This is a genomic window from Anaerofustis sp. LCP19S3_F7, from assembly GCF_052119445.1.
Lineage (GTDB): Bacteria > Bacillota > Clostridia > Eubacteriales > Anaerofustaceae > Anaerofustis > Anaerofustis butyriciformans.
The window spans coordinates 119,656-133,361 of the sequence record NZ_JBQKFF010000001.1; the positions used below are offsets into that span (position 1 = coordinate 119,656).

General features: G+C 29.4%; 13 protein-coding genes and 1 pseudogene. 9 read left to right on the plus strand and 5 right to left on the minus strand.

The genetic code is table 11. The features are described from left to right. Window positions 1–34: 34 nt before the first annotated feature. On the minus strand, window positions 35–568 hold the full coding sequence (gene hpt, locus ACTQYZ_RS00560; RefSeq protein ID WP_329382593.1) for a hypoxanthine phosphoribosyltransferase: 534 nt from the start codon (window positions 566–568) through the stop codon (window positions 35–37). A gap of 4 nt (window positions 569–572) precedes the next feature. Next, window positions 573–1,958, minus strand: a complete 1,386-nt coding sequence (tilS, locus tag ACTQYZ_RS00565) for a tRNA lysidine(34) synthetase TilS (protein ID WP_441021327.1) — start codon at window positions 1,956–1,958, stop codon at window positions 573–575. A 332-nt stretch (window positions 1,959–2,290) separates the two neighbouring features. On the opposite strand from tilS, the gene ACTQYZ_RS00570 reads away from it, so the two are divergent. The 8 genes from ACTQYZ_RS00570 to fusA all read left to right on the plus strand — a co-directional run bounded on the left by ACTQYZ_RS00570 (window position 2,291) and on the right by fusA (window position 9,228). Further along, entirely contained in the window at window positions 2,291–3,604 is a 1,314-nt protein-coding gene (locus ACTQYZ_RS00570; protein WP_441415816.1) for an LCP family protein, read from the plus strand. Between the two features lie 152 nt (window positions 3,605–3,756). Continuing rightward, window positions 3,757–4,044, plus strand: coding sequence for a 30S ribosomal protein S6 (gene rpsF, locus ACTQYZ_RS00575; protein WP_441021416.1), 288 nt, complete (start codon window positions 3,757–3,759; stop codon window positions 4,042–4,044). 13 nt (window positions 4,045–4,057) lie between these two features. Further along, window positions 4,058–4,483: a single-stranded DNA-binding protein gene (locus tag ACTQYZ_RS00580; protein ID WP_138267979.1), complete on the plus strand. Its 426-nt coding sequence runs from the start codon at window positions 4,058–4,060 to the stop codon at window positions 4,481–4,483. A gap of 26 nt (window positions 4,484–4,509) precedes the next feature. After that, window positions 4,510–4,758, plus strand: coding sequence for a 30S ribosomal protein S18 (rpsR, locus tag ACTQYZ_RS00585; RefSeq protein ID WP_138267978.1), 249 nt, complete (start codon window positions 4,510–4,512; stop codon window positions 4,756–4,758). 99 nt (window positions 4,759–4,857) lie between these two features. Further along, a complete protein-coding gene (gene brnQ, locus ACTQYZ_RS00590) occupies window positions 4,858–6,162 on the plus strand; it encodes a branched-chain amino acid transport system II carrier protein (protein WP_441021324.1) in 1,305 nt (434 codons plus the stop codon). A gap of 82 nt (window positions 6,163–6,244) precedes the next feature. Continuing rightward, entirely contained in the window at window positions 6,245–6,607 is a 363-nt protein-coding gene (locus ACTQYZ_RS00595) for a hypothetical protein (RefSeq protein WP_441021322.1), read from the plus strand. Window positions 6,608–6,623: 16 nt separating this feature from the next. Next, the gene (locus ACTQYZ_RS00600; RefSeq protein WP_329382576.1) at window positions 6,624–7,043 is read left to right on the plus strand and encodes a hypothetical protein; all 420 of its coding nucleotides are present in this window, start codon (window positions 6,624–6,626) and stop codon (window positions 7,041–7,043) included. Window positions 7,044–7,140: 97 nt separating this feature from the next. Next, entirely contained in the window at window positions 7,141–9,228 is a 2,088-nt protein-coding gene (gene fusA, locus ACTQYZ_RS00605; protein WP_441021321.1) for an elongation factor G, read from the plus strand. An 86-nt stretch (window positions 9,229–9,314) separates the two neighbouring features. Here fusA and ACTQYZ_RS00610 read toward each other — a convergent pair whose 3' ends face one another. Further along, window positions 9,315–9,644: a hypothetical protein gene (locus ACTQYZ_RS00610; RefSeq protein WP_441021320.1), complete on the minus strand. Its 330-nt coding sequence runs from the start codon at window positions 9,642–9,644 to the stop codon at window positions 9,315–9,317. 77 nt (window positions 9,645–9,721) lie between these two features. Here ACTQYZ_RS00610 and ACTQYZ_RS00615 point away from each other — a divergent pair, with 77 nt between their 5' ends. Continuing rightward, on the plus strand, window positions 9,722–10,288 hold the full coding sequence (locus ACTQYZ_RS00615; RefSeq protein WP_441021319.1) for an epoxyqueuosine reductase QueH: 567 nt from the start codon (window positions 9,722–9,724) through the stop codon (window positions 10,286–10,288). 12 nt (window positions 10,289–10,300) lie between these two features. Here the strand turns inward: ACTQYZ_RS00615 and ACTQYZ_RS00620 are convergent, their stop codons facing one another. Further along, window positions 10,301–11,005, minus strand: a complete 705-nt coding sequence (locus ACTQYZ_RS00620) for a response regulator (protein WP_441415817.1) — start codon at window positions 11,003–11,005, stop codon at window positions 10,301–10,303. Further along, a pseudogene (locus tag ACTQYZ_RS00625) lies at window positions 10,998–13,679 on the minus strand (ATP-binding protein). Before ACTQYZ_RS00625 ends, ACTQYZ_RS00620 begins: the two are co-directional and overlap by 8 nt. Between the last annotated feature and the right edge of the window lie 27 nt (window positions 13,680–13,706).

Genomic DNA, 13,706 nt, shown 5'->3' on the forward strand with positions numbered 1-13,706 from the left:
TATTAACAATAAATTAAGCAGATATTAACCCTTTTTAAGAATATATCTCTTCTTTTAAAATTCCGATATATTTTAAGTTTCTGTATTTATCGTTGTAGTCAAGTCCATAACCTACAACAAATTCATTTGGGATATAGAATCCATAGTAATCAACAGGAACTTTTATTTCTTCTCTTCCTTTTTTAATAAGTAAAGAGCATACTTTTATACTCTTTGGTTTTCTTTCTTTTAGAATTCTTATTAAGTAATCCAAAGTTCTTCCTGTATCTAAAATATCTTCAACTATAAGAATATCTCTTCCTTCAATGTTTGTTGTTAAGTCTTTTACGATATTTACAACTCCTGAAGAACTTGTTCCTTCATAACTTGATACAGCCATAAAGTCCATATCAACAAAAGTATCTATTTCTCTTAGTAAATCACTTAAAAACATAACAGCCCCTCTTAAAACACAAATTACAAGTGGGTTTTTGTCTTTATAATCTTCTGTTAAAACTTTTCCAAGCTCTTCTACCTTTGCTTTAATTTCTTCTTCTGTAATTAAAACTTTTTTGATATCTTCTTTCATTTTTTTACCTCTCAATATTATAATGTATGTTTAATATATTTTTTGTATTTTTATCTGCCTTATATTTGTCACTTACTTCATATCCTATTATCGCAACTATATTTTCTCCGTCAACTAAAAGAGGAATTTCATCCCTTTTTTCTCTTGGAATTTTCTTATCTATGAAATATTTTTTTAATTTCTTACTCCCCTCTAATCCAAAAGGATAAAACACATCTCCCTCTTTTCTTGTTCTTATAATAAGGTTATTTTTTATTTTATCATAATCAACGTATTTATCTTCAGTATTTTTTTCTAAAAATTTAATTTTTTTTAAATTAATTTTGTAATTATTTATTTGTGCTTTAAAATTATCTAAATTATCAACCTTAATATTTATTTTTTTATCTTCATTTTGTATGTTATTTTCTTTTATTTTATATTCAAAATAAAGTTTTTCATATCTTCTCTTAACAACTATATCATTTGATATATTAAGATCAAATGTAGTTTTATTTTTTTGTATAAGTTCTATAATTTTATTAACATGTTTACTGCTTATATCTTTTGTAACTTTTATTGACCTTAACATATTAAACAATACCTGTTTTTTTACGGCTCTATTTAACTTTTCAAATTCATTTACATAAACATAAACAACATTGTTATCGTGATAAATTTCTACACTACTGCTAAGCTCATTAAGAAGCTCTTCCATTTCTTCAGCAACTAAAGAGAGCTCAAAAAAATGCATAAAGGCTTTATTGTTTATTTCTTTTAAGTGTGGTAAAACATTATGCCTTATATTGTTTCTGCTATAGTCTGTATCAAAATTCGTTTTATCCGTTACATATGATAGTTTATTATCTTCAATATAAGAAAGAATTTCATCTTTTGATAAAATAAGCATAGGTCTTATTATATTACCGTTTTTTACTCCAATACCTCTAAGTCCTCTTATACCGCTTCCTCTTACCATATTTAAAATAATGCTTTCGCTATGATCAAGCAAATGATGTGCAGTTGCGGTTTTGTCTATTTTATTTTCTCTAGAAATCTCATTTATTAAATTATAACGAATATTTCTGCTTAATTCTTCAAGTCCTAAATTCTCTTCCTTTTGAATACTCGGAATATCTACACTCTTTAAAAATAATGTTACGCCATAATTATCACATAATTTTCTGACAAACATTTCATCATCTTTAGCTTCTTTTCTAATATTATGATTCAAATGAAAAGCAAAAAGTTCAAAAGACAAAGATAATTTAAGTTTATTTAAAATATGAAAAAGACAGACAGAATCACTTCCACCTGACAACGCAATCATTACTCTTTCATTTTTCTTTATTAAATTGTTATCAATGATAAATTGTTTTACTTTATTTTCTATTCTCTTAGATAATTCCATAATAGTATTTTAAACAAGTACTCCCCAATTATCAAGGTTAAATCAATAAATATTATACTATTATAAGTTTTTATGATATAATTAAAAAAAATATAATTTTAGATATTTATTTACAAATTATTTTAAACAATATGTATTATAAATATATTTATAAAAAACTTTATTATATTATGATTAAAAATTTATTATATTATTGTAATTAACAATTTTTTTGTTAAAATATTAAATTCGAGAAACCTTTTTCTTAATAAAAAATTAATTAGGTCATAATATTTTCGTAATATTATTACGTTAGAATATTTACAATATTTTATAATGAGTTGAGGTTTATAATGGGTAAAATTGTAGTAAAAAGAGCTGACGGGGAAATCATTAAAATTGATGAGAACGAAGCTTTGGGTGAACTTAGAAAAATAAGAGATAAGGAACAAAGAAGCCATAACAAAAAAAGGCCAAGCCGTCCCAAAAGAAAACAAAGAAAAACAACCAATAGAAATAACGATCCTAAAAACAGAATCCCGGTTGATCAAAAAAGAAGGAAAAGAAGAAAAAAACCGCAAAAAAAATGGAGAAGAAGACTTAAGAAAATAGCAATCTTCATTTTAGTATTTTTAATAATAGGTGCTGCTTTTGCATATTATCAAGTAAATCAAATATTTGCTAAGATGAATAATGTAGATTTCCCTACAAGCAATGAAGAACTAGGAATTTCTTCTTATGTGGAAGATTATTATGGTGCACAAAGTAAATATATTAAAAACTATGCTTTATTCGGTGTCGATTCAAGAGGTGAAGAAAGTGGAAGAACTGACTCTTTGATGATATGTTCTGTAAACAGTAAAACAGGCGAGATTTCTCTTACATCAATACTAAGAGACTCCTATATTCAAATTGCACAAACAGATGGACAAGACTATGGCTTTGATAAAATCAATGCTGCGCACTCTTACGGCGGACCACTAATGACAGTTAAGACATTAAACGAAAATTTCGATTTAAACATAACTGATTATGTTGAAGTAAATTTCGAAGCAGTTGCGGATATTGTTGATGCTTTAGGCGGAATTACTTTGGATGTAAAAGAAGATGAAATAGAAAACTTAAATAAATTTATAAGAGAAAATAACAAACTTCTTGGAGGAGAACCTTCCAAAGAACTTACAACTTCGGGAGAACAAGTTCTTGACGGCAAACAAGCTTTATCATATTGTAGAATAAGATACGCAGGAAACGGAGACTACCAAAGAACTGCAAGACAAAGAATAGTAATGAATAAAATATATGAAAAACTTAAAAGCAGCGACTTATTAACACAAAAAAAAGCGATGGAATCAGTACTTCCTTATATTACAACATCACTTGAACCAAATGATATGTGGCCAATATTAATGGCATATTTTAAAAGCGAAGAAGGACCAAAATCTCAATCCCTTACTGATGAAAATATAGTAAAATCAGCAACAATAAATGGATCATGGTGTCTTGTATTTGATACACTTAAATCAAATGTAGAATATCTTCATAAAATGATTTACGGAAGCGACTACACAGTTTCTCCTACAGTAGAAGAAAGAAACAGTGCTTATGAAGAAAAAACTATGTATGTGACAAAATATGCAATAGATTCAAAAGTTTATACAAAATAAAAGAGCAGATAATCTGCTCTTTTTTTATTTTTTTGAAAAAATAACTTTACAAAAAACCTTTTATAATGCTATAATTAATGAACTGTGACGAAAAGTCGCATCCTTGGGAAAACAAAAAGTTTTCCCCATAAGTCCACAAGGAGGTGAAAGATATGAAAAAATATGAAACACTTTTCGCTATTAGACCTGACATGACTGAAGAAGAAATCAAAGGAATAATAGAAAGAATTCAAAACGTAATCAAAAACAACGGCGGAAACGTTGAAGAAGTTGAAGAATGGGGCATGAGAAAACTTGCTTACAAAATTAAAAACAAATATCGTGATGCATATTACACATTAATTAATTTTGAAGCTGAAAAATCTTGCTTAGATGAATTAAATCATACATTCAGAATTACAGAAGATATCTTAAGAGACATTATCGTTAAAAGATATTAATTAGGAGTATAAAATGCTAAACAAAGTAGTATTAATCGGTCGTCTAACAAGAGATCCTGAAACAAGAGTTTTATCTTCAGGTTCAAGTGTTAGCACATTTACGTTAGCAGTTGATAGAACATTTAAATCAAGAGACGGAGAAAGAGGCACAGACTTCATCCCTATCGTTGCATGGGGAAAAACCGCAGAGCTTTGCGGACAATACTTAAGCAAGGGCAGACAAACAGCCGTTGCTGGTAGAATTCAAACAAGAAGTTATGATGCTAATGATGGCTCAAAAAGATATGTTACGGAAGTTGTTGCCGAAGAAGTTACATTTTTAGGTTCTAAAAATGACGGCATGAGCAGAAATAACAATAATTTCTCATCACCTGACAATGAATTCGGTGTTCCTATGGATGGATTCAGTGAAATGGATGATGACGATATGCCATTTTAATTAAATATTAAAAAAGGAGAAAAACTATGGCTATGCAAAGACAAGGTGGTTCTAATGGCGGTTTCAGAAGAAGAAAAAAAGTTTGCTACTTCTGTGAAAACAAAATTGAACACATTGATTATAAAGATACAAAAGTTTTAAAGAAATATGTATCTGAAAGATACAAAATTTTACCTAGAAGAGTAACAGGAACTTGTGCAAAACATCAAAGAGGTGTTACTCAAGCTGTTAATATTGCAAGAAATGCTGCTTTATTACCATACACAGCTGAATAATTAAAAAATTAAGCATACCTTTGGGTATGCTTTTTTTATTTTTACAAAATCATTATATTATGATAGAATAACCCTTACAAATAAAAAAAGGAATTTAACATGAACAAATTAAATAAAAAAGACACAATACTAATAGGACTTACATTATTTTCAATGTTCTTTGGAGCAGGGAATTTAATATTTCCACCATACCTTGGAACAAACGCAGGGACAAATTTTCTACCTGCTTTTGTTGGATTTGCTCTAAGTGCAATAGGGCTTCCTGTACTGGCAGTTTACGCAGTCACAAAATCAGGAGGATTAAAACAATTAACAAATAGGGTTCATCCTGTTTTTTCTTTTATTTTTATTCTAGTTCTATACCTTGCAATAGGACCTTGCCTTGCGATTCCAAGAACGGCAAGTACTTCATTTGAAATGGCAGTTTTACCATTTTTTAATGTAGACAGCATTATACCAAGTATAATTTATTCCTTTATTTTTTTCTTAATTGCAGGCCTCATTGCACAAAAACCGGAAAAACTAACGGAATATTTAGGTAAAAGACTTACCCCTTGTTTGCTTGTTCTTATTTTTATAGTTTTTGTGGGAGCTTGCTTTACATTATTTGGTAATGTAGTACAGCCAATAGATACATATAAAAACCTTTCATATGTAAAAGGATTTATTGATGGATATCAAACTATGGATACTCTTGCAGCCTTGAACTTTGGAATGATTATCTCAATGAATATAATAGAAAAAGGAATAAAAGATGATAACAAAGTTACAAAATATACGATTAAAGCTGGATTTTTAGCAGGAATATTTCTTTTAATCATATATTTTATGCTTGGAATAACGGGACTTTTTACAGGAATAAGCGGGCAGATGACAGAAAACGGAGCTCAAACTTTAACTTATGTAGTTTCTTTAATTTATGGTAAAGTAGGATTAATAATTCTTGCAATGATATTTGTTATAGCATGTTTAAATACTTGCATAGGACTTTTTAGCTGCTGCGGAACTTATTTTAATGAAACATTTCCAAAGCTTAGTTATAGAAGCTGGGTTATAATTTTTGCCCTTGTTTCTTTTTTAATCTCAATAATAGGACTCACACCAATTTTAAAATATTCGGTTCCTGTACTTAATATTTTATACCCTGTATCAATTGTATTAATTATACTTGCATGTATAAATAAGAAAATAAGTAACAATAATATTGTATATCCACTTACAATATCAGTATGTTTAATAATAAGTATTTTAATAAACATACCTTTATTTTCAGGATTAAGCAAAAATTTACCTTTTTATGATATAGGTTTTGCATGGATAGTGCCAACGCTTATTGCTTTTGTGTTAAGTATATTAATAAACAAGCTAAAAAATATAAATTCAAAAGGTAAAAATTTATCATAAAAAATTTAGAGTTAAATTTCTATGTATTTTTTGTATAAAATGTGATAATATATTATTAGATGTATTTAGGAGGATGGAGATTATGTCAAACGGAAAATTTTTAGCAGGATTAGTAGTTGGGATAGCTGCAGGTATTGCTGCAAAATATGCTTACGACAACAAAGAAGAATTAATGGATATTGCTATTGATAATTATTATATTGCAAAAGATGAACTTTGCACATTTGCGCAACATTCACTTGAAAAAGCAGAAAAACTTTCTAAACAAGCAAAAGCAAGTGCCGATTTAGCTTTAAACACAGCTAAAGAAAGAATTGATGATGTTGCTAATTATGCAGATGAACAAATCGATGATTTAAAAGATATGGTTCAAGAAGCTAAAGAAGAAACTAAAAAAGAAAATCTTGATGATTTTGAATTAAAATTTGACGAAGAACTTTTATAATGGAGAATTAAATTAGATGATTATAAACCTTAGTCCCTTAGATATAGCCTTAATAATTGTATGCGTTGTTTTGGTCGTATTAATTTTATATTTAATTGTAACCGTTAGCAAACTATCAAAAACAATGACTAAACTTAACGATGTACTAAGAGACGTGCAAACAGTTACCAGTGCAAATACAAATAAAATTAATTCAATAATTGAAAATGTTGAAGGAATAACAAGCGATGCAAAGGAGTTAACAAACAAAGTAAATAACTCTGTAAAAGGAATTGAAACAGCATTAAAAACACCGCTTGATGATCCAAATGGAATAATGCATAGTACGATGAAAATAAAACAATATTATTCCACCGCAAAAAACGTAATGTTTGCTGTAATGGTTGTTAAGGATTTTTTCCACATGAAAAAAAGAAAAAAAAGAAAAAGTAAATAATATCGTTGACATAAGGTTGTAGCTAAATAATCTCGTGAGATTGCTGCGGCCTTTTTGAATATTATCATCAAAAATAAAAGCAAAAGGAGAAAGACAAATGAAAACGTATAAAACCAAGGACATAAGAAACATTGCACTACTTGGCCATGGAGGCTCAGGTAAGACCTTGCTTGCAGAGGCTATGGCTCTTAAAGCAGGTCTAATAGAAAGACTTGGAAAAACAGAAGATGGAACAACAATTTCAGATTATGATTCGTGCGAACAAAGTAAACATAGTTCCATATCTACATCACTTATCCCTATAGAACACGGTGGCGTTAAAATTAATGTTCTAGATATTCCGGGATATTTTGATTACATAGGAGAACAATGCTCAGCTCTAAGAGTTGCTGATACTGCAGTAATAGTAGTTGACGCTGTAAGTGGAGTTCAAGTAGGAACAGAAAAAGCCTATGAAATGGCTGTTGAAAGAGGAATACCAATTGCCTTTGTAATCAATAAACTAGACAGAGAAAATGTAGATACACATAAAGTTATGGAAGAATTAAGAGCCCTTACAGGACCTAAGATTGTTCCATTCCAAATCCCTATTAACGAAGGAGTTGGTTTTAACAGCGTAGCTGATATTTTTGATAATAAGGCTTATACATACGAAAAAGGCAAAATGACAATTACGGATGTACCTGACTCTACAATTGAAAAATCAACAAAATATAAAGACATTATTTTTGAAATTGCTGCAACAACAGATGAAGAATTAATGGAAAAATATTTTGAAGATGAAGATGGAACGTTAACAGAGGCAGAATTACATTCAGGTGTTAAAACAGCAATAGCAAACGAAGAACTTATACCTGTATTTTGCGTAAGTGCTTTAAATGATATAGCTATCGATAAATTCTTAGATGCAATTGTATATAACTTCCCAACACCAATAGAAGCAAAAGCTGCAAAAGTTGACCAAGATGGAAAAGAAGCACAAAGACATTACGAAGATGATGCTCCACTTAGTGCTTTCGTATTTAAAACAATTGCTGACCCATTTGTTGGAAAACTTTCTTTATTCAAAGTTAAAAGTGGTATTTTAAAACCTGGTATGGAATTAAATAACACAACTCAAGACAAAAAAGAAAAAATCGCAAAAGTATACACATTAATAGGTAAAAAACAAGAAGAAGTTATGGAAATGCATCCTGGAGATATCGGTGCACTTGCAAAACTTGCATATACTAAAACATCAGATACATTATGCGATCCTAAAGACCATATTAAGTTTAACCCAATCAACTTCCCTCAATCTATTATCTTTACAGGTATCGAACCTAAATCAAGAGGCGATGAAGATAAACTTTCAACAGGTCTTAATAAACTAAGAGAAGAAGACCCAACAATTGTTGTTAAAAGAGATGATGAAACACATCAAAACGTACTTTACGGTATGGGAGAAACACATCTTGAAGTTGTTAAAGAAAAACTTAAAAATAAATTTGGCATAGAAGTTGTATTAACTCCACCTATTATACCTTACAGAGAAACAATAAAGAAAAAAGCAACTGCTGAAGGTAAACATAAGAAACAATCAGGTGGTAGAGGTCAATTTGGTGTTGTAAACATTGATTTTGAACCTACATATAATCTTGAAGATGATTTAGTATTTGTAGATGCTGTTGTAGGCGGTGCAGTTCCAAGAAACTTCATTCCTGCAGTAGAAAAAGGATTAAGAGAATGTATCGAATATGGTGTTCTAGCAGGATATCCTGTTGTTGGTCTTAAAGCTACATTGTTTGACGGAAAATTCCATCCTGTAGATTCAGACGAAATGAGCTTTAAAATGGCTGCAAGCATAGCTTATAAACAAGGTATGGCAGCTGCTGATCCTGTACTTCTTGAACCTATTTATAAAGTTGAAATTACAATTCCTGATGATAACACAGGAGATGTAATGGGAGACTTAAACAAGAAGAGAGGCAGAGTTCTTGGAATGGATCCTGTAGGAAACGGTAAAACAATGATTACTGCTGAAGTTCCTTTAGGAGAAATGTTCAAATATGCAACAGAACTTCGTTCAATGACTCAAGCAAGAGGATCTTTCACAATGGAATTTGAAAGATATGATGAAGTTCCTCAAATAGCAAGCGCTAAAATAATCGAAGAAGCAAATGCAAGAAAAGAAGCTAAAAAATAATATTTAAAATAAAAAGAAACATCTACATATTAGATGTTTCTTTTTTTATAACATTAATACACATAAAATCTATTATAATATCTAATTTATTTTTTATATTTTCCTTCCGTAAATACACAAGAAATAATAAGTCCTATCACCCAAAAGGGCATTAATAAAATTGATAAAAACGAATACTTTGAATTTTGAGAAAATAAAACTATATGTGATAAAATAGGTAAAAGAAGCAAAGCAAAAATAATAAATATTTTACCAATAGCCTTATTATATCCTCTTATGTCTTTTACATTTGGTAGTTTTTTTGTATTTGATAAATACTGTATAGGTTTATCTTTTGTATTAATCATTGAAATTCCAATTATAACAAATATTAAAACTACAATTAAAACAATCCCTAAAGCTATTACATTTTCCATATTATTATTTTCCTATCTTGTTGCAATTAATTTATTTTATTTTTATAATATATTATTATACATAAAGGAGATTTATTTTGAAAGTATTATTACATTCATGTTGTGCCCCATGCTCAATAATGTGCATTGATACACTTAGAAAAGAAAATATAGAACCAACTTGTTTTTGGTATAATCCAAATATTCATCCTTTTAATGAATATAAAAAAAGAAAAAAAACACTTATTGATTATACTGAAAGCATTAATATAAAACTTATTATAGAAAATGAATATGGACTTAGAGAGTTTATAGATAATATTTACCCTAATTTTGATAACAGATGTGGTGTATGCTATAATATGCGTCTTTTTGAAACAGCAAGATACGCAAAAGAAAAGGGATTTGATGCATTTTCTACAACTCTTTTAATTAGTCCTTTTCAAGACCATAATTTGATTTGCTCAATTGCAAAAGCTGCAGCAAAAAAATATGATGTTGAATTTCTATATAGAGATTTTAGACCATATTTTAATGAAGGGCAAGAAAAAGCCATAAGCCTCGGTTTATACAGACAAAACTACTGTGGATGTATTTTCAGCGAGGAAGAAAGATTTTCTAAAAAGAGAAGAAGGGAACTTTTACAAAAAGAAAAAGAACTCTAATAGAGTTCTTTTTTATTGTTCAATTCTAAGCATTCTATATCCTATACCTATATGTGTTTGAATATATTCTGGATGCTCTGTATCTTTTTCTATTTTCTTTCTTAATGTAGCCATGTAAACCCTAAGAGAAGCTACATCACTATCAAAGGCACTTCCCCAAATTTCATTCAATATATATTTATGAGTAAGCACTTTACCAACATTATTGCTTAATAAACAAATAAGTTTATATTCGTTAGGTGTTAAATGTACTTCATTATCATCTACATAAACGCATCCGCTTGCATAATCTATTTTAAGACTTCCGTTTATAAAAACAGCCTCTTCCGTTCTTGAAAAATGATGATTTTGATAATCAAGTCTTCTAAATGCTACTCTCAATCTAGCCAATAATTCATCAACACTAAAAGGTTTTGTCAAATAATCGTCTGCCCCTGCATCAAGAGCATCAATTTTATCCTTATCTTCGCTTCTAGCACTAACTACAATAATAGGTACATTATACCATGTTCTTACGTTTTTTATTATATCTACACCATCCATATCAGGAAGTCCCAAATCCAGAAGTATAACATCTGGCTTAAGACTTATTGCCTCGTCCAATGCTTGTTTACCGTTTTTTGCTGTATGAAATTTATAGTCTTTACTTTCTAAAGTTGCAGCAATAAGGTTTTTTATTGCATTATCGTCTTCAATAACCAAAACCATATTATTCATGTACATTAACCTCCTGAGCTTTTAATGTAAATGTAAAAATTGTTCCTTTAGGATAATGATCCTTTACTGTAAGATCTCCTCCATGCGCTTTTATAATGGTTTTACATAAATATAATCCAAGCCCCAAACCTCTTCTGCTATCAGCAACTCTATTTCCTTCTGTATAGAACATCTTAAAAAGATTTTTCTTTCCTTCATCACTGATTCCATCTCCATCATCAATTATGCTAGTGTATACATACTCACCTTTCTTATCAACTCTAACAGTAATATTTGATCCTTTTGGTGTGTATTTTATGGCATTGTCTATTATATTTATTACTACCTGAATTATTAACCTCGAATCCATTCTCGCCATAATAAATTCATTTTCTATTTCTACTTTAATGTTATGCTCTACGCTTTTCCTATTTATATGTTTTAATGCTTCACTTATAATTTCAGATAACAATTCAGGCTGTATATTAAGATTCATACTACCATCTTCAATCCTTGTTACTGATAATAAATTCTCAACTAAATTTATAAGCCACATAGAATCGTCATATATATTTTCATATAATTTATATTTTTTACTTTCACTTAATTCAATATCTTTTATTAATACTGAAGCATTTCCTGAAATACTTGTTAAAGGAGCTCTTAAATCATGAGAAATCGACCTAAGCAAATTAGCTCTTAATTTTTCTTGATTTGCTTCCATTAAAGCTTTTGTATTTTTTTTCTCTAAATAATTATTTTCAAGAACAACGCCACACTCATTTACTAATGAAATAAGTAAACTTCTTTCAAACATACTAAATTCTTCGTCCTTATCCATTGCAACCCCAACAACGCCATAAACTCCTTCTTTACCTCTGATAGAAAGATAATAACACTTTGAACCTGAAAGTGTATTTGTTGTTGCTCCTGCGTGTTTGTTATTTTTATATACCCATTGAGCAACAGCTTGTTCATTGATACTTACATATTCTTTTATATCACTTTGATTTTTATCTCTAAATACTAACGGTTCCATTAATCTGCCATATATTGACAGATATATCGTGGCTGTCTTACCGAGGAATTTTACAATTTGATTTCCCGTTTCAGTTATTATTTCTTCTTTTGTTTTTGCTTGTTGTAATTTTTGATCCGTATCTAAAAGGACTTTAGTTCTGTAAGCAAATCTTGCTGACTGTTTTGCTTGTTCTTTTATTTTTGATGTTAATGTTCCAGTGATAAATGCAGATATAAACATTATAAGAAAAGTAATAGGATAACCGCTTTCATATGCATTAAAGGTAAATCTAGGTTCTGTAAATAAAAAGTTAAAAACTGAAACGCTTAAAAACGATGATGTTATTGGGTATATTTTTTTGATGTTACAAATGAAGTTAATAAAACCCCTAGAATATATACTGTAATTATATTTGCCTCACTAAAACCTAAATTATAAAATAAAAATCCAAACAAAGTACTAGCAAACAATATGGATATTGATTTAATTAAATCCCATAATGAAATTTCAAACTGTTCTTTTTTTAAAGCACGTAACCTCTGTCCTTTATCAGACTGCACCTCATTATCAGGTATAATATAAATATCTAAATTAGGGTATAAAACAGAAAGCCTATTTGCGAAAGAACTGTTTGGCGAAAACAAGAATTTCTTGTTTCTGCTTCTACCTATGATTATTTTTGATACATTTGATAACCTTGCAAACTCCGCTATTTGAAAAACAACATCATCTCCATAAACAGTAGTGATATTTGCTCCGAGTTGCTCAGCTAGCTTAAAGTTTTCATTTAATCTTCTTTTATCATCTTTGCTCATTTCCTTTGCGTCAGATGTTTCTACATATAAAGCTGTAAAAGTACCTTTAAAGGCGTCCGCCATACGTGCTGCTGTTCTAATAACTTTTTTATTGCTAGGAGAAGAAGATAAACATATTAAGATATGTTCATTTATTAAGTGACTTTCTTTGCTTTTTGAATATATCTTGTTTACTCTGTAAGTACATCTTCTAAGAGAAATCTCTCTTAGAGATGTTAAATTCTCTATGGTAAAGAAATTATCCAAAGCAGCAACAGCTCTGTCCTGTTTATAAATCTTCTCTTTATTCAAACGCTTTATCAATTCTTGTGGTTCAATATCCACAAGTTCTACTTGATATGATAGATCAAATATCCTATCGGGAATTCTTTCCCTTACTTCTATGACTGTTATTGATGCCACAATATCATTAAGGCTTTCAATATGATGAACATTAACGGTAGTATAAACATTTATACCTGCTTTTAATAGTTCTTCTATATCTTGATATCTTTTTAAATGTCTGTACCCTTGTGCATTTGTATGAGCTAATTCATCTAATAAAATTATCTCTGGTTTTCTTTCTAAGGCTGCATCCAAATCAAACTCTCTCAATATTATTCCATTATACTCTATTTCCTTTTTAGGTATACTTTCTAACCCTTCTTGCAAAGCAGCTGTTTCAGACCTTGCATGAGGTTCTATATAACCAAGAACTACATCCTTGCCTTCATAATGAGCCTTATGTGCAGCCTCAAGCATTGAATAAGTTTTCCCTACACCTGCAGCATAACCAAAAAATATTTTAAGTTTTCCCATACCGTTGTTAAGATTTTCGTTTTTTTATTTTTTCTAAGATTTTATCTAGATTGGGTCTCATTATTTTCTCCTGTACAGTGCAAATAGT

What these genes read in the sequence shown, in the direction of transcription:
- ACTQYZ_RS00620 (WP_441415817.1), bottom strand. Translation starts at nt 11,005, where the DNA reads ATGAATAATATGGTTTTGGTTATTGAAGACGATAATGCAATAAAAAAC.
- tilS (WP_441021327.1), bottom strand. Translation starts at nt 1,958, where the DNA reads ATGGAATTATCTAAGAGAATAGAAAATAAAGTAAAACAATTTATCATT.
- ACTQYZ_RS00600 (WP_329382576.1), top strand. Translation starts at nt 6,624, where the DNA reads ATGATTATAAACCTTAGTCCCTTAGATATAGCCTTAATAATTGTATGC.
- brnQ (WP_441021324.1), top strand. Translation starts at nt 4,858, where the DNA reads ATGAACAAATTAAATAAAAAAGACACAATACTAATAGGACTTACATTA.
- ACTQYZ_RS00570 (WP_441415816.1), top strand. Translation starts at nt 2,291, where the DNA reads ATGGGTAAAATTGTAGTAAAAAGAGCTGACGGGGAAATCATTAAAATT.
- ACTQYZ_RS00580 (WP_138267979.1), top strand. Translation starts at nt 4,058, where the DNA reads ATGCTAAACAAAGTAGTATTAATCGGTCGTCTAACAAGAGATCCTGAA.
- ACTQYZ_RS00610 (WP_441021320.1), bottom strand. Translation starts at nt 9,644, where the DNA reads ATGGAAAATGTAATAGCTTTAGGGATTGTTTTAATTGTAGTTTTAATA.
- ACTQYZ_RS00595 (WP_441021322.1), top strand. Translation starts at nt 6,245, where the DNA reads ATGTCAAACGGAAAATTTTTAGCAGGATTAGTAGTTGGGATAGCTGCA.
- fusA (WP_441021321.1), top strand. Translation starts at nt 7,141, where the DNA reads ATGAAAACGTATAAAACCAAGGACATAAGAAACATTGCACTACTTGGC.
- rpsF (WP_441021416.1), top strand. Translation starts at nt 3,757, where the DNA reads ATGAAAAAATATGAAACACTTTTCGCTATTAGACCTGACATGACTGAA.
- rpsR (WP_138267978.1), top strand. Translation starts at nt 4,510, where the DNA reads ATGGCTATGCAAAGACAAGGTGGTTCTAATGGCGGTTTCAGAAGAAGA.
- hpt (WP_329382593.1), bottom strand. Translation starts at nt 568, where the DNA reads ATGAAAGAAGATATCAAAAAAGTTTTAATTACAGAAGAAGAAATTAAA.